This is a genomic window from Nitritalea halalkaliphila LW7, from assembly GCF_000265075.1.
In the GTDB taxonomy this organism is placed as follows: domain Bacteria; phylum Bacteroidota; class Bacteroidia; order Cytophagales; family Cyclobacteriaceae; genus Nitritalea; species Nitritalea halalkaliphila.
Window position 1 is genome coordinate 1 of sequence record NZ_AJYA01000001.1, and the last position, 18,982, is coordinate 18,982.

21 protein-coding genes, 1 tRNA gene and 1 pseudogene are annotated in these 18,982 nt (G+C 46.4%); 9 read left to right on the forward strand and 14 right to left on the reverse strand.

Annotated features, from left to right (window positions below; genetic code table 11):
• From A3SI_RS00005 to A3SI_RS00025, 5 genes are all read left to right on the forward strand, one after another.
• Positions 1-1,987: T9SS C-terminal target domain-containing protein (locus A3SI_RS00005; protein WP_009053047.1), on the forward strand; the 1,987-nt coding region annotated here is incomplete at its 5' end.
• 9 nt (positions 1,988-1,996) lie between these two features.
• Positions 1,997-2,962, forward strand: coding sequence for a PorP/SprF family type IX secretion system membrane protein (locus tag A3SI_RS00010; protein ID WP_009053048.1), 966 nt, complete (start codon positions 1,997-1,999; stop codon positions 2,960-2,962).
• A gap of 15 nt (positions 2,963-2,977) precedes the next feature.
• Complete coding sequence (locus A3SI_RS00015; protein WP_040669672.1) at positions 2,978-3,964, forward strand: outer membrane protein assembly factor BamD; 987 nt, start codon at positions 2,978-2,980, stop codon at positions 3,962-3,964.
• Positions 3,940-4,950 (forward strand): OmpA family protein, encoded by a 1,011-nt coding sequence (locus A3SI_RS00020; RefSeq protein ID WP_050977288.1) that lies wholly within the window; start codon positions 3,940-3,942, stop codon positions 4,948-4,950. Before A3SI_RS00015 ends, A3SI_RS00020 begins: the two co-directional genes overlap by 25 nt.
• 75 nt (positions 4,951-5,025) lie before the next feature.
• On the forward strand, positions 5,026-5,619 hold the full coding sequence (locus A3SI_RS00025) for a DJ-1/PfpI family protein (RefSeq protein WP_040669673.1): 594 nt from the start codon (positions 5,026-5,028) through the stop codon (positions 5,617-5,619).
• Between the two features lie 72 nt (positions 5,620-5,691).
• Here the strand turns inward: A3SI_RS00025 and A3SI_RS00030 are convergent, their stop codons facing one another.
• The gene (locus A3SI_RS00030; protein WP_009053050.1) at positions 5,692-7,074 is read right to left on the reverse strand and encodes a DUF4394 domain-containing protein; all 1,383 of its coding nucleotides are present in this window, start codon (positions 7,072-7,074) and stop codon (positions 5,692-5,694) included.
• An 8-nt stretch (positions 7,075-7,082) separates the two neighbouring features.
• On the reverse strand, positions 7,083-7,214 hold the full coding sequence (locus A3SI_RS21365; protein ID WP_262491741.1) for a hypothetical protein: 132 nt from the start codon (positions 7,212-7,214) through the stop codon (positions 7,083-7,085).
• Between the two features lie 273 nt (positions 7,215-7,487).
• Here A3SI_RS21365 and thiD point away from each other — a divergent pair, with 273 nt between their 5' ends.
• Positions 7,488-8,222, forward strand: coding sequence for a bifunctional hydroxymethylpyrimidine kinase/phosphomethylpyrimidine kinase (gene thiD / locus A3SI_RS00035; RefSeq protein WP_009053051.1), 735 nt, complete (start codon positions 7,488-7,490; stop codon positions 8,220-8,222).
• Positions 8,223-8,303: 81 nt separating this feature from the next.
• Here the strand turns inward: thiD and A3SI_RS23035 are convergent, their stop codons facing one another.
• The 5 genes from A3SI_RS23035 to A3SI_RS00050 form a co-directional block, all read right to left on the reverse strand.
• On the reverse strand, positions 8,304-8,429 hold the full coding sequence (locus A3SI_RS23035) for a hypothetical protein (protein WP_202946835.1): 126 nt from the start codon (positions 8,427-8,429) through the stop codon (positions 8,304-8,306).
• On the reverse strand, positions 8,372-8,908 hold the full coding sequence (locus A3SI_RS00040; protein WP_009053052.1) for a CatA-like O-acetyltransferase: 537 nt from the start codon (positions 8,906-8,908) through the stop codon (positions 8,372-8,374). The genes A3SI_RS23035 and A3SI_RS00040 overlap by 58 nt, the downstream gene beginning before the upstream one ends.
• 66 nt (positions 8,909-8,974) lie before the next feature.
• Complete coding sequence (locus A3SI_RS21820) at positions 8,975-9,172, reverse strand: hypothetical protein (protein ID WP_316929004.1); 198 nt, start codon at positions 9,170-9,172, stop codon at positions 8,975-8,977.
• Positions 9,138-10,319: an NADP-specific glutamate dehydrogenase gene (gene gdhA / locus A3SI_RS00045; RefSeq protein ID WP_009053054.1), complete on the reverse strand. Its 1,182-nt coding sequence runs from the start codon at positions 10,317-10,319 to the stop codon at positions 9,138-9,140. The genes A3SI_RS21820 and gdhA overlap by 35 nt, the downstream gene beginning before the upstream one ends.
• A gap of 90 nt (positions 10,320-10,409) precedes the next feature.
• Positions 10,410-10,483 (reverse strand) — tRNA-Ile (locus A3SI_RS00050).
• 213 nt (positions 10,484-10,696) lie between these two features.
• Here A3SI_RS00050 and A3SI_RS00055 point away from each other — a divergent pair.
• Genes A3SI_RS00055 through A3SI_RS21830 form a run of 3 tightly spaced genes read left to right on the forward strand, consistent with a single transcriptional unit; the run spans position 10,697 to position 12,375 of the window.
• On the forward strand, positions 10,697-11,335 hold the full coding sequence (locus A3SI_RS00055; protein WP_009053055.1) for an HAD family hydrolase: 639 nt from the start codon (positions 10,697-10,699) through the stop codon (positions 11,333-11,335).
• Entirely contained in the window at positions 11,316-11,675 is a 360-nt protein-coding gene (locus A3SI_RS21825; RefSeq protein WP_316929005.1) for a zinc metalloprotease, read from the forward strand. The genes A3SI_RS00055 and A3SI_RS21825 overlap by 20 nt, the downstream gene beginning before the upstream one ends.
• Positions 11,638-12,375 (forward strand): site-2 protease family protein, encoded by a 738-nt coding sequence (locus tag A3SI_RS21830; protein WP_316929006.1) that lies wholly within the window; start codon positions 11,638-11,640, stop codon positions 12,373-12,375. Before A3SI_RS21825 ends, A3SI_RS21830 begins: the two co-directional genes overlap by 38 nt.
• Before the next feature lie 273 nt (positions 12,376-12,648).
• Here A3SI_RS21830 and A3SI_RS00065 read toward each other — a convergent pair whose 3' ends face one another.
• The 7 genes and pseudogenes from A3SI_RS00065 to A3SI_RS00085 form a co-directional block, all read right to left on the reverse strand.
• On the reverse strand, positions 12,649-12,945 hold the full coding sequence (locus A3SI_RS00065) for a rhodanese-like domain-containing protein (protein WP_009053056.1): 297 nt from the start codon (positions 12,943-12,945) through the stop codon (positions 12,649-12,651).
• 5 nt (positions 12,946-12,950) lie between these two features.
• The gene (locus tag A3SI_RS00070) at positions 12,951-14,816 is read right to left on the reverse strand and encodes a T9SS type A sorting domain-containing protein (protein WP_009053057.1); all 1,866 of its coding nucleotides are present in this window, start codon (positions 14,814-14,816) and stop codon (positions 12,951-12,953) included.
• Positions 14,817-14,818: 2 nt separating this feature from the next.
• Positions 14,819-15,040: a PASTA domain-containing protein gene (locus A3SI_RS21835; RefSeq protein ID WP_316929007.1), complete on the reverse strand. Its 222-nt coding sequence runs from the start codon at positions 15,038-15,040 to the stop codon at positions 14,819-14,821.
• Positions 15,022-15,582: a PASTA domain-containing protein gene (locus tag A3SI_RS00075; protein WP_316929008.1), complete on the reverse strand. Its 561-nt coding sequence runs from the start codon at positions 15,580-15,582 to the stop codon at positions 15,022-15,024. Before A3SI_RS00075 ends, A3SI_RS21835 begins: the two co-directional genes overlap by 19 nt.
• 73 nt (positions 15,583-15,655) lie before the next feature.
• On the reverse strand, positions 15,656-17,317 hold the full coding sequence (locus A3SI_RS18690) for a T9SS-dependent choice-of-anchor J family protein (protein WP_162098394.1): 1,662 nt from the start codon (positions 17,315-17,317) through the stop codon (positions 15,656-15,658).
• Positions 17,289-18,548 (reverse strand): M43 family zinc metalloprotease, encoded by a 1,260-nt coding sequence (locus A3SI_RS18695; RefSeq protein WP_162098395.1) that lies wholly within the window; start codon positions 18,546-18,548, stop codon positions 17,289-17,291. Before A3SI_RS18695 ends, A3SI_RS18690 begins: the two co-directional genes overlap by 29 nt.
• 185 nt (positions 18,549-18,733) lie before the next feature.
• Positions 18,734-18,981: pseudogene (locus tag A3SI_RS00085) on the reverse strand (NifU family protein).
• Position 18,982 lies beyond the last annotated feature (1 nt).

An 18,982-nucleotide genomic window follows, 5' to 3' on the forward strand; every position in this document is an offset into this window, starting at 1 on the left:
TGCACAAGAGGTAGTGGTAACGGATCCGATTCCGATGGGAACTACTTTTGTAAGTGCAGACATGGGCGGCATGTTGGAGAATGGCATCGTGACTTGGAATGTGGGTACTATCCCAGCAGGCGAGACTGTGACCTTAAGCTTGGTGGTGCTGGTAGATGCGAACCTAGCAGATGGAACGATTATCTCGAATATCGCAAGGGTAGAAAGTCCTACGGATCCAGACACACCGAAGGAGTCTGATCCAGACGAGACGCCAGTGGTGAATGAGTTTGCAGACCTAGAAGTCATAAAAGTTGCCGATGTCACTACGGTCCTACCTGGAGATACTTTTGGCTACACCATTACGATTCGTAATACGGGTAATGCCCCTGCTACTCAGGTTCGTGTAAGTGATCCATTACCGGCTGGAACTGAGTTTGTTCTTGCAGATAATGGGGGTGTGTTTGAGAATGGCGTGGTACGCTGGGAGATACCGCTCATTGCCGCAGGCGAATCCATCAGCCTGCGCTTAGAGGTCCGAGTGACTGAGACGATAACGGAATCACGTATCGTGAACATTGCGACAGCGGAATCGCCGGATGATCCGGATGGGCCGAAATCGAATGAACCAGGGGATGGTGTGACAGTAGATTTCAGAGCAGATCTAGTTATCGAAAAAATCGCTGAGTCTTCAGTGGTCAATGCGGGTGAGTTAGTGACTTACACGATACGCGTTCGAAATGTCGGTTCAGGAGAAGCAGAAAATGTCTTGGTTCGCGATGTGCTGAACCCTGCGCTAAGCTTCGTGTCGGCAGATAACGGTGGCGTGTTTGAGTCGGGAGTGGTTACTTGGAATTTAGCTGCTATCGCAGCAAATGAAACGGTAGTGCTTCAGCTGCAAGTGCGTGTAGATCCGCTACTTACTGCAGAGACAACGATAGAGAACATCGCTACAGTCATCTCACCATCTGATCCAGGAGGAGAGAAGGCATCTGATCCTGAAGTTATCACGGTGAATCCTGGGCAGACCACGATCGAAGTGACGAAAGTGGCCGATAGTGATCGGGTGTCTGTAGGAGATCAACTCGGCTTTACTATAACGGTGCGTAACACAGGAAACTCTCCTGCTATCGGATTAATCGTAGTCGATGATATTCCGGAGTCGCTGATGATACTTTCCATAACTGGAAATGCAGTTTCTACAGGTAATCGCATCACATGGACCGTTCCGGTGTTACAGCCAGGGCAGCAGGTTGTTTTAACAGTAATCACCATGGTGATGCGTGAAGGCGCGCCGATCGTGAATACAGTCTTTGTAACTGGGGAAAATGTTCCAGATGAAGAGGCGAGTACAGATCCAATCGGATTCAACACGGCCGATCTGGCGATCACCAAAGAGGTATCTGCCGCAGTGGTACAAGTTGGGAAGCAGTTCGAATATCGCTTGACGGTACGTAACCTTTCTACGAACACGGCAAATGAAGTGGTAGTCACCGACTTTATTCCGCTGCCTACGCGCTTCGTAGATGCGTCTCCAACGGCGGGTACGGCAAGTTACGACAACACAACACGCGTGCTGACCTGGAATATCAATGCCCTAGCGGGTGGAGAAGAAGTGGTATTAACAATTCGTGTGCTAGCTGAGCGAGCGAGTGATCTGGTAAGCAATACAGCGAGGGTAACAGCGCGTGAGCGGGATCCAGATGTATCAAATAACGTGGCCAACGTACAGCATGCGCAGCTAGAGTTCCGCATTCCAAATACCTTCACGCCGAATGGCGATGGAATAAACGATACTTTCGAGGTGCCAGGTTTGGAAGCGTTCTTCCCATCACGACAACTGTTAATTGTCAATCGCTGGGGAGTAGAAGTCTTTAGATCAGCGAATTATGCGAATGATTGGGACGGTGGTAATCTGAATGAAGGTACGTACTTCTACCAGTTTACTTTGAGAGATGCACAGGGTGCAGAAATCGTGTTAACAGGTTACGTAACCATTTTAAGATAAGACCAGCAGATGAAACGAAAAAGTATATTCCTCCTTGCATTAGTCCTCCAGTTTTTCCTGGAGGCTAATGCACAACAGGTACCTCAGTACAGTCAGTATATGTTCAATCCGATTTTTATAAACCCGGCATATACGGGGTATAAAGATCAGCTGTTTCTACAAAGTTATTACAGGAAACAGTGGGTAGGACTTGAGGGTGCTCCAGAAACATTTGTGGTGGCGGCGGATGGTTTTATTCCGGATAAAAATCTCGGAATCGGGGTAATCGGTATGTCAGACCGACTTGGTATGCAGCGTACTTCGGCTCTATATGCGAACATTTCTTATCGCTTACAGCTCGGACAGTATGATTTTCTTCAGTTTGGGATCGGCGTGGGCATGGTAAATGCTGTTCTCGACGGAGGGCTGGCAGAAACTACTAATCCAGATGATCCTACAGTACCGGTGGGTCGTAATGATGTGCTGTATCCAGATTTAAAAGCTGGTGTATTTTATTTTAATGAACGCTTTTATTTTGGTGCGGCTTTTGATAACTTGCTTTCACCAATTTTGGACTTCGATAATGGTCAGGTCATCGCAGAGCCTAGGTCTCACCTATTTTTAACAGGTGGGTCTGCCTTTGCACTTTCGGATAACATTGATTTTCGTCCTTCGTTTTTCTGGATGGACGATTATAGAAGTCCTGCACGAGTAGATTTAACCACAAACTTTTCTTTTTATGAGAGACTCTGGGTAGGAGCTACCTACAGAACGAGTGTCGATTATGCGAATAGGTCTCTGTCACCGGACTTGCAGCGTGCTACTGCTGTGGTAGCTATGTTTCAAGTGTTTTTGACAGAGGGGCTTAGAATAGGTTACGCCTATGACCATAATATTACAGGCTTTAATGTGCGTAATTTCACGACGCATGATATATCCTTAGGCTTTATGCTGCAGGGAAGGCGTGTTGGTACCGTTTCACCGAGATATTTCTAAACCAAATGAAAAGTGATGAATAATAATTTACGTTTTAATGTCACCCTGCTCTTACTTATGAGCTTAATGGTCTTTGCCTGTAGTTCAGGCAAAGATCGTTTTGTGAAAAGAGGTATGGAGCAAGAGAAACTCTTGAACTACAGCCTTGCCCAGCAGGAGTATCAGAAATCTTGGGCGAAGCGCCAAAAAGAATTTTCAGCGAGAGGGCTTGCCAGTTCATCCTTTAAAATGCGGAATTTTGAAGCTGCAGAGTCTTGGTTCCGACAGCTTGATAATATGGGCAAACTGAAAAAAGGAGATTACGTTCCTTACATTCAGGCCAAAATAGCTAATGCCCGCTTTGAGGAAGCGGAGACTATGTTTCAGCGTTATTTGACCCTCTTAGAAGAGGAGCAAAAGGCAAATCAGCAGACGGTAAACTTGGGTAAATCCATCCAAAATGGTAAAAATCTCGTGAATACCCTTTCTTCTGCTCAGGTGGTTCCTGTGGGAGGTATCAACACGGAGTTTGCTGAGTTTGCTTTTCAAGTCAATAGCGAGGGGGCAGTATTATTTTCGACTGATCGATTTGAGGGGAGACCAGGAGCGATAAATCGCAAAAATGCATTTCGTTCGGAGCGTTATGGCTGGACCGGAAATGCTTTTCTTAGGGTTATGACAGGCAGCTTGGATACTGCAGAAAACAAAGTGTCTGCCATACAAAGTGTAGATGATCTGGCACACCCCTATCATATAGGACCTGTAAGCGAGGGTGAAAAATACATCTTCTTCTCGAAAACACAAGAGAATAGAAAGGCGAAAGGTTTTTCGCTGCGTAAGCGATTCATTACAGTACAGCCAGAATTGTTTTATCGTGAAGTTGGGGAAGACGGAAGTTTAGGGCCTGTAAAACGTTTTGCTTTTAACGATGCGCTGAAACACGCTGTAACGGATCCCTTTTGGCATGAGCTACGCAAACGCTTTACTTCGCTTCTGATATGGCTGGTGGTGAAGGTGGATTAGATCTGTATAAGCTTACGCCAAATTCTGATGGAACGTGGGGAGAGCCAGAGAATCTAGGCCCTACTATCAATACCTTTGGCGATGATCGGTCCGCTTTTATAGATGAGAAGGGTGATTTTTATTTTGCATCTTCTGGCCATCCAGGTCTTGGCGGATTGGATGTATTTGTTGTTCGAGCTGCCAATTTGGCCTCGGGCGAAGTAGAGAATCTAGGTGCTCCTATTAACTCTGCTCGTGATGATTTCTTCTACACAAGTTTTGGGGATAAAGCCTACCTGTCCTCTGACCGAAGAGGTTCTCTTGGGATGGAGGATATTTACCTCATTAAACGCGATGAGAAGGAGCTCATCAAGCTCTATGGAAAAGTCTTTGATAAAGATACGAAGGCGCCTATTCGGAATGCTGTATTAACGACGGTAAGTAAGAAAACTGGCGTAAATGCACGCTTTATAAGTGAATCAGATGGGAGTTTTGTGTTCTTATTACCCATCCTCGAACCCCATGATTTAGCCGTTTCTGCCACGGATTACATGGGGCAATCGTTAGAGCTCGCATTAAAAGGAAATCAAGAAGAAAGAGAGGTTGGCGAGAAATATATAGAGTTTTTCTTGCAGAAAGTGGAAGTCGATAGGGTTTATACGATAGATAATATTTTCTACGATTTTGATCAATCCTTTATTCGTGAAGACGCGAAGCCAGCGCTGGATGAGCTCGTGAAACTCATGAAAGCCTATCCACTTATGGTGGTTGAGTTGTACTCCCATACAGATTCGCGCGGTTCACGCGCATACAACCAAAAACTTTCTGATCGTAGGGCGCAAGCTGCTGTAGACTACATTATAAGCAGAGGCATCGGGGCTGGACGCATTACAGCGAAAGGATTTGGAAAAGATCAGCTGGTAAATGATTGTGATGGTTCTATCGATTGTACAGAAGAACAGCATCAAGAAAACAGACGTACAGAATTTAAGATTATAAGTTATTAAGTGAGAAAAACGTATCATTCTTTTCTTTTTAAGCTCCGGTTCGTACCTTGAATCGGAGCTTTAATTTTGTATACGATGTGGAAAGTAACATTGTGCGCTTTTGAGGACATGGAAGTCCTTGATTTCGCTGGACCCTTTGAGGTTTTTTCAGTGGCGAATCAACTGAAAGCATATCAACTATTAACACTACAGGTAGCTTCAGTAACAGACGAGCGAATAGTTCGGGCTAAAAATGGACTGACTATTGTAGCTGATACTTCTCTTGCAGCGGTCTTCGAGACCGATATGCTCATTATCCCTGGCGGCGATGGTTCTAAAGCGCTCTTAGAGAACACTGAAGCGATGCAGGACATCAGCAGATTAAATGGGCATGCTAAACTTACTTGGTCTGTCTGTAGTGGTGCCCGCATTTTGGCCGCCTTAGGTGTCTTAGATCGACAGCCGTTCACCACCCATCATCTGGTGATAGAAGACGTGCAGAAACTTACGAAAAATGGTTTTTTTGTAGATAAGCGCTTCGTAAAAACAGGTAAGTATGCTACGGCAGCAGGGGTAAGTGCGGGAATTGATTTAGCCCTTCACATGCTTTTAGCACTTACAGACTCGCACTTCGTCAAGCAGGTAGCTCGTTATATGGAATACCCTTATATCGAACACGAAAGCTACTAAACTAAAAAAGCATGCACCTTTAAGATGCATGCCATGCGAGTCTACTCGCTATATACGGGAAACTATAAAATGCTAAAACCCTAAACCTACCGCGAAACTTGTCGCTAGTATGTTGAAATCTACGAGTTTTTCTACGCTACCGGATTCATTACTTACAGAATAAATTGCGTAAGCCCCATCTACTTTTAGGAGGGCATAACCGATATTGCTTTTACCGCCTATGTCGTAACCATTTTCTGCTTCTATATCTACCCCTAAATCACCGATCAAAACGAGCCCGCCATCATTCGGTGGATCCTGTCTAAATAACTGATTTCTCTCGCTATCCATTACATAAAGTACGGTAGATGTGGTACCAGCAAAATTATTCGTGTAAGCAGCTCCATTAACAAAGGGCATGCCCGGATTTAAGGTGCCATCCACGGCTACCACTGTGCCTAAATCAGGGTGTAGTCGCAGGTTTTGACCTGTGTTACTCACCAGACGGATACGATCCACCGTTGGGTTGAAGTCAAAACCGAAGCTGTCACCCTCTAACATCGGATCTAAAGTGCCCACTACAGCAGTAGCACCATTTGCCGTGTTAATCGTTAGCATGCGGCTCGCACTTGTAATCGCATACAACTGTCCATTCTGTGGCCTGAAGTCTAAACCTACCACAGTTTCCCCTTGCATCATTCCCTGTAAAGCGATGGAGTTCATCTGAGGGCGCATGAAGTTGAAACGATACAAACGATTGTTAGCATCCGTAGCATAAGCAATAGGATTCGTTTTAAAACTTAATGCGATAACGGGTAAATCGAAATTGCCAACCAATGTCGCCTTTCCTGTAGAAAGATTAATCGTAAATAACCGTGTACGGTCCCCATCGCGGACGGTGGCTAAAGAAAATATGTTGTCAGGGGAAATGTCGAAACTACCGATGCCCTCTAAATCTACTCCTAGATCACCTACTTCGGCTAAACCACCGTCATTGGGTGGATCCTGAATGAAAAGCTTGTCACTTTCAAAATCTATATCATAAAGCAAGGTACTATTAGATCCTGCGAAGCTGTTTGTATACGCCACAGCCCCGATCCGTGGATTATTGCCTCCGCTAATAGGGCCATCTACTGCCACCACTGTCCCCAACTCAGGATGTAAACGTAAATTTTGGCCCGTGGCCGTCACTAAACGGATGCGATCGACTGTGGGATTAAAGTCAAGAGAAGGCTTATCCCCATCGATCATCGGATCAAGAGGTGCAGTTCCTAATGCGGTAGCTTCACCATTGGTCTCATTGATGACCACGAGGCGACTTTGGTTCGTAATCCCATAAAGTTGACCAGTGGCGGGACGATAGTCGATACTTAAAACTTTTTCATCATCCGCTAAGCCGGTAATCGGTCGGATTCCCATAGGGGCATTTAAATTTCGGGCATTAAATGTGGCCATGCGCCCATCTTCTGTAATCACAGTAAAAGCTACATCGGGGCCGTTCGGATAATCTCCTGCTCGGGCATCATTTCGGACATCTCATCGTCACAGGCAGAGAAGCCTAGCATCAGCCCGCCGACTAAAAATAAGGCTGCTGATCGGTGGAAAATATTTTTCATCTTGATATTGGTTTGGTGAAAGGATATTATATGTACGTACAGATAATTCCTATTGGATTATGTGGTTAATAAATAGCCTTGATAAAAGTTGGCTGAAAGGATTGCTGGCGCAAAACTTTTTCCAGCACATAGTTTAGTATCTTTAGGTTTAAAAATGTTAAACATGGAAAAAAGCACCTATGTACCTGTTTTAACGATAGCGGGCTCAGACTGCAGCGGTGGGCAGGTATTCAGGCAGACTTAAAGACGTTTTCAGCGCTAGGCTGCTATGGAATGACGGTTCTGACTGCGCTCACCGCACAAAATACCACGGGGGTACGGGCGATCCACCCTGTTCCTACCCAATTTATTCAGGAGCAGCTTGACGCTATCATGGAAGATATTCCTCCTCGAGCGATTAAGATAGGGATGATTAATAGCCCCGAGGTGGCGCATCTTTTGGCTGTTTTTTTAGATAAATATCCTACTATCCCGGCCGTTTTCGACCCAGTGATGATCGCCACCTCAGGTGCTAAATTGATTCAAGACACCACTGTTTCCCTACTAAAAGAAACCCTTTTCCCCCGTGTGGATCTCATCACACCGAATTTAGATGAGGCTGCGTTCCTGATTAATAAAAACTTGAACTCCCTAGCAGATCTTCGCTTTGCTGGAGAAACGCTCCTAAACGATGGGGCGAAAGCCGTTCTCGTGAAGGGAGGGCATATGGAAGGAGAGACGCTGTACGACTACCTCGTCGATCGTACCGATCGCTCGGAAACATTTCCCGGAAAAAGAATAGACACCCCTAATATGCATGGAACCGGCTGTTCACTCTCCTCAGCAATCGCGGCTTATCTGGGAAGGGGAGAAGGACTATTCGAAGCCGTAGCTAACGCACATCGCTACATCAAGGGGGCATTGGATGCAGGTAAAGATGTAAGTATAGGGGCAGGTCCAGGCCCCTTAAACCACTTTTTCCAACCCGAGCCGCTTAAAAAAACGACATTTTTGGAGGTTAAACCTTAATACGTGTAAAAAGTATGCATGCAGATAACCACTAATCATGGATCCGCGTGCATGCTTTTTTCCTAAAACATATATCTGAATTTACTCTGCCTGCTCATAAAGCAGGCGTTCAAACAACTGGTAAAACTCAGCTACATGGAAGCCATCCATCAGTGCATGGTGTCCATGAACGGAAACCGACATAAATTTACCCTGCTCGCCCTGCATGAGTTTCCCAAAAGTAATTTTCGACAGCTGTCCTTCTCTTTAAACGGCCGTGCATGCGAAACAGATGAAAAATTTAGCCAGGGTAGGCTACTAAAATGAATAACTCCTTCTCCCGCGCGTGCCGGAAACAAGCTTGCACTTTGACTCACCTCCTCCACGATGCGTGCAGCATCTCGGTAGAAGGCCTGTTCGTCCTCCTGAAAAGGGATATAGGAAAAGCCGAAGGTATTGTCCTTACGCATGATCGTACATGAGCCATCGATTCGCGTGTAGCGATAAACAGTATTATCGACTACCCGTAATTTAAATGCCTCTAACTCATTTACGGCTTTCAGCGCGCGGTACAGGTAGTACAGAAAAAAGGAAACCCCTTGTTTTTTCGCTCGCTTGTACGCCTTATGGCAGTGCACGGTAGCGCACACGCCAAAGAAGGGTTCCTCGAAAGCATTAAAAAACTGAAAATGCTCCTTACGCGCCAATTATCTACTGGGAAAATTTCTCGTTCTGGTGGTGCTATCGGCGATTTCATGTTGCTTTATCGTTTATTAAATCCCTTGTTTACCACTGGCCACAGCCACACGCTCAAAACCTGCGATGTTAGCAGCATCATGGTAGCTGGCTGCAGGCAAGTTGTAGGTGCGTATCGTTTCTAAGCAAACATCGTGTATGTGGCGCATGATAGCACGAAGCCGCTGGTCCACTTCTTCCCTAGACCAGTATACACCTGCTCGGTTTTGGCTCATTTCTAACCCGGAAACAGCCACCCCCCCCTGCGTTAGAGGCTTTCCCCGGTGCATAAAGAACCTTACTTTTTAAGATCACTTCTTGTGCCTCACTCGTTAGTGGCATATTAGCGCCTTCCGCGATAAGCAAAATGCCTTGCTTGGCCAGTTGTTGCGCGATTTTACGGTCAATTTCATTTTGTGTAGCGCAAGGAAACACACACTGTGCCTGTAATTCCCAAAGCGTTTCCGGCTCTTTATGGAATAAAATGTTTCGCTCTTTATCCACTAAAGCATTCAAAGACTCTCCCTTGACTAACTTTACTTCTTTTAGTTGGTCTAAGTCCTCTTCTGTGATACCATCCGGGTAGTGAATCCAGCCACTAGAGTCCGATAAGGCGATCACTTTAGCTTCCTCTTGAAGCAGTTTTTCTGCCGCATAAATGGATACTTTCCCTGCACCTGTAACGATGCAGCGTTTATTTTTAAGCGAGTAGCCAGCATCTTCTAGCATGTAGGTCGCAAAATACACAAGGCCATAGCCTGTAGCTTCGGAGCGTAGCTGCGAGCCTCCCCATGTTACTCCTTTTCCTGTCAGCATACCCTCAAAACTATCGCTAAGCTTTTTATAGGTGCCGAAGAGAAAGCCGATCTCTCGTTCGCCGACCCCAATGTCTCCCGCAGGGATATCCCGAAAATGCCCTAGATATTTATAGGCCTCTAACATCCATGCTTGACAAAAACGCCTAATTTCAGCTTCAGATCTGCCTTTTGGGTTGAAATCAGCCCCTCCCTTTGCCCCGCCGAGGGGCAAACCGGTAAGCGCATTTTTAAAAGTCTGTTCAAAAGCTAAAAACTTCAGGACACTCGGTGTCACGTTCGGGTGAAAGCGAAGCCCTCCTTTATAGGGACCAAGCGCATTATTCGCTTGAATCCGGTAGCCACGATTCACCTCCCATTCGCCGGCATCGTTTTGCCAGCAGACTTTAAAGCTGATGACGCGATCAGGCTCCGCGATACGAAGTAAAAGATTTTCCGTCTTAAAATGTGGACGCTGCTCTAAAAGTGGGCCTAAGCTCTCAAAAACTTCTTTCACCGCCTGCAGGTATTCCTTTTCCCCAGCATAGCGCTCCTGTAGCAGCTCGAAAACTGCCTGTGCTTGTTTCATAAATGGTCTTTAGTGGATTAAAGGAGGAAAGTTAAGTAAAGTATTCCTAAAATAAAAAATCCAAGGCCGTGATGACCTTGGAAGTAGGGGTGGGCCCACCTGGGCTCGAACCAGGGACCCCCTGATTATGAGTCAGATGCTCTAACCAGCTGAGCTATAGGCCCGGTGCGATTACTCGCTTTCGGAATGCAAGTTTACGCATTAAGCGTCTATTCTCCAAGACTCTCCTCCGCTTCTTTCTTTAATTTTTATCCCGAAATGCCAGCGTATTGATTTTCAGTCATAAAAAATTCCGCTTAGACTAAAAATAAAATTGAAGGCAGGATCATTTGGTTTATGTGGACGAAGGTAGGATATTTGGGTAGTTAAATAAAAACATGGCGCGACTAACAGGAATACAGTTTTTACTCTTTGACTTAGGAAATGTTATCATAGATATCGATTATGAGCACACCATCGGGCAGCTAAAAGCACTGCTACCCGTGGAGAAGCACGAGCGATGCGCTTCTTTTTTTCCGAGCAGCTTTCATAAAGCGTATGAGCGGGGCGAGATCTCAGATGCTGAGTTTCGTCAGGCGGTGCGGCTGCATTTTGAAGAAAACTGGAGTGATGAGCAGATCGATACCCTCTGGAACTCCCTTCTTTTCGATATTCCAGCAGACCGTATTCGGCTGGTGAAAAAGCTAAAGCAAAACTTCACCTTAGGGGTACTCAGTAATACGAACGCTATTCATATTCGTGCATTTAATGCGATCCTGCAGGAGCAGCATGGCTACGAAAACCTGCATGAACTCTTCGATTATGTGTATTTCAGCCATGAGCTAGGCCTTTCCAAGCCAGATCCTAAAATTTACCAAACAGTAGCCGAAAAAACTGGTTTTACACCTGAACAGACTTTTTTCTTCGATGATTTAGAGGCGAATATCCATGAAGCCAAACAGGTAGGGTTCCAAGCGCATCAGATCAAAGACAAAAATGCCTTGACCCGTTTTTTTGATGAAAACCTATTCAACTAAAACCATACTTAAACATTTAGGACTTTTTCTCCTCACGCTGCTCACCACCACATTAGCAGGAGCGGAATGGCTCTACGGTAAAACCATTCTTAGCCGTGAAGGGGAGCATGCCCTCACCGTGGCTTATTTTCTAAAGGCACTGCACTTCTCTGTGCCTTTTCTTTTTATCCTGTTGGTACATGAACTGGGACATCTCCTGACTGCTCTGCATCATAAAGTAAAAAGTAGTTTGCCCTTCTTCATTCCTGGCTGGCTAGGCTTCCTCGGGGCCCTCACTCGGGACCTTTGGAGCCATTATTCAGATGAAAGGCTTTATCCGGAGCCGCAGGCAGTTTTTTGATATCGGCGTAGCAGGCCCTTTAGCGGGTTTTATCGTCGCGCTGGCCCTGCTGGTCTATGGGTTTTTAAACCTCCCCGAAGCGGATTATATCTACTCCATTCACCCAGAATATGCTGATCCTGACTATGCCGGTCCAGACGCGGAGTCGGGCATGGTGGCCTTTGAGCTGGGCTATAACGCACTTTTTTGGTTGCTGGAAAAAACCTTAGCAGACCCAGAAAGGATGCCTGAAATAGGGGAGGTGATCCACTATCCTTACCTGTTCGCAGGCTATCTGGCTTTGTTTTTCACGGCTTTGAACCTTTTGCCCGTAGGGCAATTAGACGGCGGACACGTTATCTATGGCCTTTTTCCGAAGCATCATAAAGAAATCGCCTTAACCGCCTACACACTTTTTATCGCTTTCGCAGGCTTAGGATTAATCCATCCGCAAGACACAACCAGTGAGCTGCTGATCAGCATCCCGCTTTATGTCGGTTTTCTGTACATCTGCTACCGCAAAACCCCCATGCAGAACCAAACCCGTCTCGCATTGGTGCTGACCCTAGCCGCGGTACAGTACCTCAGCCTGTTTTTCTTCCCAAACTTAGAAGGCTATGCGGGCTGGCTATTCTTTGCCTTTATCCTAGGTCGTGTGCTCGGTATTTACCATCCGAAGTGGTGGATGGGAGGCCGCTTGACCGTAAACGAAAAATTTTAGCATGGATCGGGATCCTGATTTTTGTGCTTTGTTTTACGCCAAGACCATTTACCTTTGACTTGTAAGGGGCATTAGAGGGATCCAAGCCGACACATTATCTGTATCTATTATTATCTCGTGAACCAGTTTATCCGCATAAAAAAACCTGAGCCTAAAGACCCAGGTTTTTAAACCTATTTAAAGCAGTTTAAACCTCATTTCTTTCAAGATGAAAACGAAATGGTATTCTTTATAACGGTTTAACTGCACAAAGGTTGGCGGTTTTGTAGGTTATTATAAAGCGCGATAGGCTAAAATCCCACCGAGTACATTGCGCACCTGCGTAAAGCCTTGAGACAGCAGATATTGCTTGGCATTACCGGAACGTGCTCCAGACCTGCAGTGGATGATGATTTCTTTTTCTTTATAAGCTTCTAATGTATCTAATACCTCTGGTAAAGTGCCGAGAGGGATGTTTTTTGCCCCTAAATTGTCCTCCTCGTATTCCCACTCCTCCCGAACATCGAGAAATAAGAAATCGTCTCCTTTTTCTAAGCGCTCTTTTAAGGCGCCAACTTGTATGTCTTCCATAGTGATTATTGTACTAATACGCGTGTTGAATATGTTTTTCCGTTTTTAGCGTACCTGAGCAGGTAAATGCCCGATCGCATGCCCGTAAAGTTAAGCATTTTGCCCATACTATCCTCCGTTATGGGGATACTTACTTGGCGACCCACAGGGTCAAAAACTGCTACGATATCCACTTCCTGGGCCTCTACCCGCAGAAAGTGAACGACTGGGTTCGGGAAAATGCGTACCTCTGGGGCGGGTTCTTCTTCATCTTGAACACGGAAGGGCGGATCCAAACTAACATGGGGACGAATGAGCAGTGCACCTGTTACCTCGGTATTGGTTTGCCAGCCTCCCCCAATGTTAAAGCGTATGCGCTCCCCCGCATCTTCACGTTTATCTAAACCCACATGGATAAAATCATTCGTAAACTGCATGAAGCCCACATAAAAAGTGCCGTTCACTTGCACATTTTCATCTATGAGAAACTCTCCGAAATCGGCAAGCAGCTCCTTTTCAGGGATTACGGCCTCTTTTATGAAGATAGGCGGTGCATCCAAATCATCCCAAATCATGATATCTACGCCTCGCCCTACCTGCGCAAAGTTCGTGAAGTTGATGGATAGCTTGGTGATAAATACAGGCTGTGTGCTTTCAAAGGTCACCGCCAGCATTCCTTCTCGCTGATTAATTCCTGCTGAATAGTCTACGTTTCCGAAGTCATAGGCATAAAAATCCTGTAGAGGAATGCGCACGCTGCTACTATCGTTAACACGAAAGTCAATTTCTGGAAAAGGTTGACCTATGCCATCAAATTCGCGTATGTAAATGCCATCATCGGCTAAAATTCGGCCTTGGACCTGCCAGGTACCGGGTCCTGAAACCTCCGGAAGCGAAGCGGGTACGGCACTTAACAGGTTTCGTTTTTCAAATGCTAGCGTGACTGGATTTATAGGCGAATTTTGATTGACGTTTAGGGGTGCTCCTTCTCCTTGGATCGCCACACTAAATTCCATGGCGATCGGGCGATTACTAAGGTTACTAAAGCCTAAAGAAATGGGATTCGTGGTATTATTCGCCAAATAAGTGCCCACCTCGAACCAGGGCAGCGCTGTGTAAGGGCGAAGCGGACTGCCTGGCCGTGTATGAATGCTTCGGTCTTCGAAACTTCTATTTCCTAAAGTTCTTCCCTGGTCTAGAAAAACATAATCAATGATCCAACTGTCAAAAGGACCGCTGATTCTTCCCCGCATCGTAAAGCGAAAGCGAAAGTTTTCGTGTTGAAAAGCTTCCGAAACGGGAATTTCGGCATACTCGAATAGTTCGCTGTTGCGCTCGCTACCGCCATTTATCTCCCATACATCGATCCATTCACCGGCAGCATTTAAGAAGGCGACACGCAGCAGGTCTCCCGTATCTGGAAGCTCCGCTCTGCCTCCTGCTTGCCAAAAAAAGCTAAGTAAGACACTCTCTTCCCAACCCGCAGGTATCGCAGATAAATCTATGGGTTTAGAAGTTAAGCGATCACCTTGCCCCTGTTCGATGGCTAAAAGTCCGTAGGGTCTGCCGCGCTCATCCGTGCCATCCAGTAAAACCTGTCCTGTACTCGGCGGCAAAATCCCCACCGAAAAGCTATGCGTAGCGCCTCTAGCCTCCCATCGCGTAGAGTCAATTCTCCCCGATGAAAAATCATCCCAAAAAGGAAGTTGCAGGCGCTCTTCTGCTAGCGTATCTTCACTAATTCTTTGTGCGCCTAGAAAGGAGTCGCGCGCCGGAATGCTTTTTTCGGGTAAAGGGGTCGGGAGCTGCTGAAATTGCGCGTAAGCGCTAGAAAGACTTAGGCTAAAAACCCCTAAAACCAAGCAAACGATATGGGAGATACGCGAGTGCACGCCTATCGATTTTCTAATTCAGAAATCCACAAGTCGATCGGGTCACCGGTCTTCACTTCAAAACCAGCGGGTGGAGACTGCTCTACGATCGTGCCCTGCGGTACGGTGTCTGTTTGTACATAGGATATTCTCCCGAGCCGTAGACCAGAACCAATAATTAAAAACTCTGCATCCACCTCATCTAGGCCAATTAGCATCGGAACATCTAAAATTTGGTTACCCATACCGTCCCCCACCACCAGGTCGATCTGGGAGCCTTTGGGCAGCTCGAAACCTCGGGTATATTGCGTCCGCGGTACTTTTGCTCTAAAACGACATTAATTCCGATATCCGGCACATAAACGATCTCTCCACGGACTAAGCCCATATTCGCAAGAATCTCCTGGACATTACGTAGCTGACTGTTGACTAGATTCGGCATTTTGACTAAAGGAGCATTTTCAGCATTTAAAGTCAGGTAAACCTTCCTGTTCTTTTTGACTTTGCTGCCTGCACGCGGATTTTGGCGCAGTACCGTTAAGGGTGCCACCTCTGCATTATATCCGCTGTCTGGTGAAATCTCTAAACGAAGCTCTGCTAAGGTCAGCAACTGATCCAGCTCCTCATAGGAATATCCCTCCAAGCTGGGAACTGTCACCGTCTGCCCATGCTTGGTGTAAGAAGGTAAAAAGACCTGCAAAACCACATACGCTACCACAAAGAAGAGGACACTCGCCGCTAAAAAATTCAAAAGGACGAGTTTCAGCTTTCTCTTAAATCCGCTCATAGCACTAATTTATCGTAAAATTTGGTGCAAGTTAGCCAATTTCACACGTAGTATAAACAGAAATTCTGCCGAATTATTGTATGATCAGTTTTTTGGTTTCGGATAAACTTCTGCTTGTCACCTTTACCACGAATACCCCCTTCGAAAATAAGGCCGTCGTAAAGGAATACGTTTGGTTTAGCGTGTTCGGGAAGCTTTGTTCGTACACGACTTGACCCGTCGTAGATACAACCTGGACGAAAACATCCTCAAAATTCCTGAAATTAAACGCCAAATTAAAGACGTCTCGCGCTGGATTTGGATACAGACGCGTGCTATTTATGCCTGGATCTACCGGATTCGGGTTGTCAGATAAAAACAGCTCGATGTCATCTAAGAAGATAGGTGGGTTGTCCTCATTAGCGCTTTCCAGCGCAAAGGCCACGCGCAGGCGGTTATTATTTCCCCCCGTAAAATCATTTAGATTGATAAATTCACGCACAAATTCACCTGGCGTATTCCTGTTCGGTAGTTCCGATGTTGTCGTGCTTAGCGTTTCCCCATCTAATTCTAATAGTGGTTCGTAGTTTAACCCTCCATCTCGGCTGATCAGCACACGCAGTCGGGTGTTTAGATCCACTGGGCCTGCTCCTCTTCTGAAGAATAAGCTTGCAAAGCGTGCTTGTGATAGGTCAAAGAGCGGTGAACCTACCCAGTAACTGTCCCCATCGCGTGTATTACGCAGCACAAGCTGGTTTTCACCATCTCCCACAGGTGAAGGCTCTATTCGCCAAACCACATTATTTCTTTCTGGATTTACGGTGAGCCAAGGAGCTAAAGCGACGGAGCCATTAAAGTTTTGTCTCCAAGGGGTGTCCATGGTGGTGGAACTAAAGATCGAAAACTGCTGAAAGTTAATCGCAGGAGCAGGATTCTGGTCAAAGTTCGGATTGAGCAGTTGGTAGCGGAAGCTATTGGTGCCCTCTATGGTAGGAGAAAGAGGGAGATTCAGCAGATTAACACCTCCCACAGGAAGTGCTTGACCACGGACTATGAAGGTTTGACGTGGATTATTGGTCACCTGCCGTTCCAATAAAAAGCCGCTAATCGGTAAGTTCCCCGTGTTTTCGACGGCTAATACCTCGTTACCATTACCTCCCGGAGCCGCTATCGGGTTAGGAGCTACTAACTCAGTGATACGCATAGCGTAGCGGAACTGCTCCTCTGCTAGGATTTCAAGGTCTTTGATAAAGATGTTATTGCCAAAACCATTTCGATTAATGATGGCGATTCTTACTTTGCCGAGCGAAGCGAAGGGGGCCAGATTCACGATTTCCCTGCGGAACTGACCCGCAGATATGGGAATAAAGGGGGATTCTGCTGGCGCCACTGTCTGGAGGAAAGTCTCATTTTTAAAGAAAGGGGCTCCTGCCAAGTCAAAGTTATTTCCACAGTCCTGAGAGATAGCCACGATTAATTCGTCTGCAAACTGCGCTCCCGGAAAGGGGCCGTGCGCCATATTAAAAGTAAGCTGCGCATTTGGAAATGCCGCTAAGTCGATCTGAGGGGAGATGATAAAGTCTTCTTGTCCACGTGCGTCGTACTCGAAATTATTCATTTTAAACATGCGCGTAGGTGTACCGTCTAGGGTAACGACAGTATCTATCCATGTGATCGCTTCATCTGGATTCACGATTTGCCAAAGGCCTGATTCCAAATCCTCAAAATCAAAGACATAGGGAAGGCGTAATATCACCCTGGAGGCGCGGCTGGGAGCGAAGTGAGGTAGCCAGTGTAGAGCCATTAGCTTGTCCATTTACTTGCACGATAGCGAGCTCGAAATTATTGTTTTGCTCCCCAAGCGTAATCGGGTTAAAGCTTAAAAGCGTGCGCTCACCTGTGGCCAAATTAAGTGAAACGGTTTGGCGCTGAAGCAGCGCGCCATTATTTCGTAATTCGATAACGGCATTGGTTACGGGATTATTCCCGTTATTGACCACCTCAACGGCAGGCGTTACAGTGAGTTCACAAATAAAATCGAGGGGCTCGATTAAGTTCAGTGGCGTTAAGCTATTCGGGTTAAGTGCTGGCTCCTGAGTTGCTCGCCCATTGACTAGACTGACGCGCCGTGGGCTGTTCATCAGGACCACATCCATTCGCTCTTTTTGTCCCAGTGTAAAAATATTCATACAGGCATCCACCGTGTAGTCCATGTAATTTTCGGTCATGTCACGGCTGCCACAGGTAAAGCGTGGGTTATTTATCCGGCAGGCGGAGTTAAAGCCATCCTGATTTGGGGTATCCTCCACGAAATCATCTACGTCACAGTTGCCATCTCCCCAGATGTGGCGTAATCCTAAGAAGTGACCGACTTCATGCGTGGCTGTTCTTCCTGCCAATCCATTTAAAGCACTCCCACCAACTCCAAAAAAGCGAAAGTCGACTGTGATTCCGTCTGCTTCGCGAGGGGTAGGAGCGAAATTCAATCCGGGTAGATTGGAGACTGGAAAGCTGGCAAAACCTAAGAGTGGAGAATTCAAGGGGAGCACCCATACATTTAGGTAGTCTTCAGGGGGCCAGGAAGAAAGCGAGGCGATAAGCATACGGTCGTTTATGCCATATGACCCTCTCGGACCCTGTACGCGATTAATGCCATCGGTGGGTAAGCCGTCTGGGTCTTGCTTGGCGAGAACAAATTCAATGTTCACATTCGCCGCCACATTTCTAAATTCTGCTGGCGTATTCGCAGTATCCGGATTCGTGCGGGTAAAGTCTTCTGTTAAAATGCGGATTTGACTCTCAATCTGTGAGAAGGGAATGTTTGCGCCCTGCCCGACTGGCTCTCCATTATGGATTACGTGTACGACGACCGGGATGACGCGGCGTCCTTCACTTAAAGTGCGGAGGGCTTCAGGGTTACTTTTTAACTTTTGGATTTCTCCCTGCATCCAGGTTTCAAAAAATTCAGGGCTACCTTGGACCCCCATGAGGCTTCCTGCTCCTTTTCTATCCAGACGGCACCACATTTTTCATCATGAACATGCTGGTACGGCGCCCCAAAAAACTTCTGTGCACGGGTTGTATGAGTCGAAGCTAAAAAAAGGAGGAGTGTCCACATGGCGACACTCACTCCAGTACGTAACATTTTTATCATCCGATATTTTCCATAAGACTAAGCCACCTGAATATTGATGGCTTCTACGCGTGTAATCTCAGGAACCTCCCGTTTACAGCCTCTTCCACACCCGCTTTTAATGTCATGGTGGACATCGGACAAGTGCCACAAGCTCCTAAGAGCTCTAAGCGTAGCACCATATCTTCTGTGAGCTCCACTATTTTTACATTTCCGCCGTCAGCTTCCAGATAAGGCCGAATACTATCAAGGGCAACTTCAATTCGCGAACGCAATGTTTGATCCATT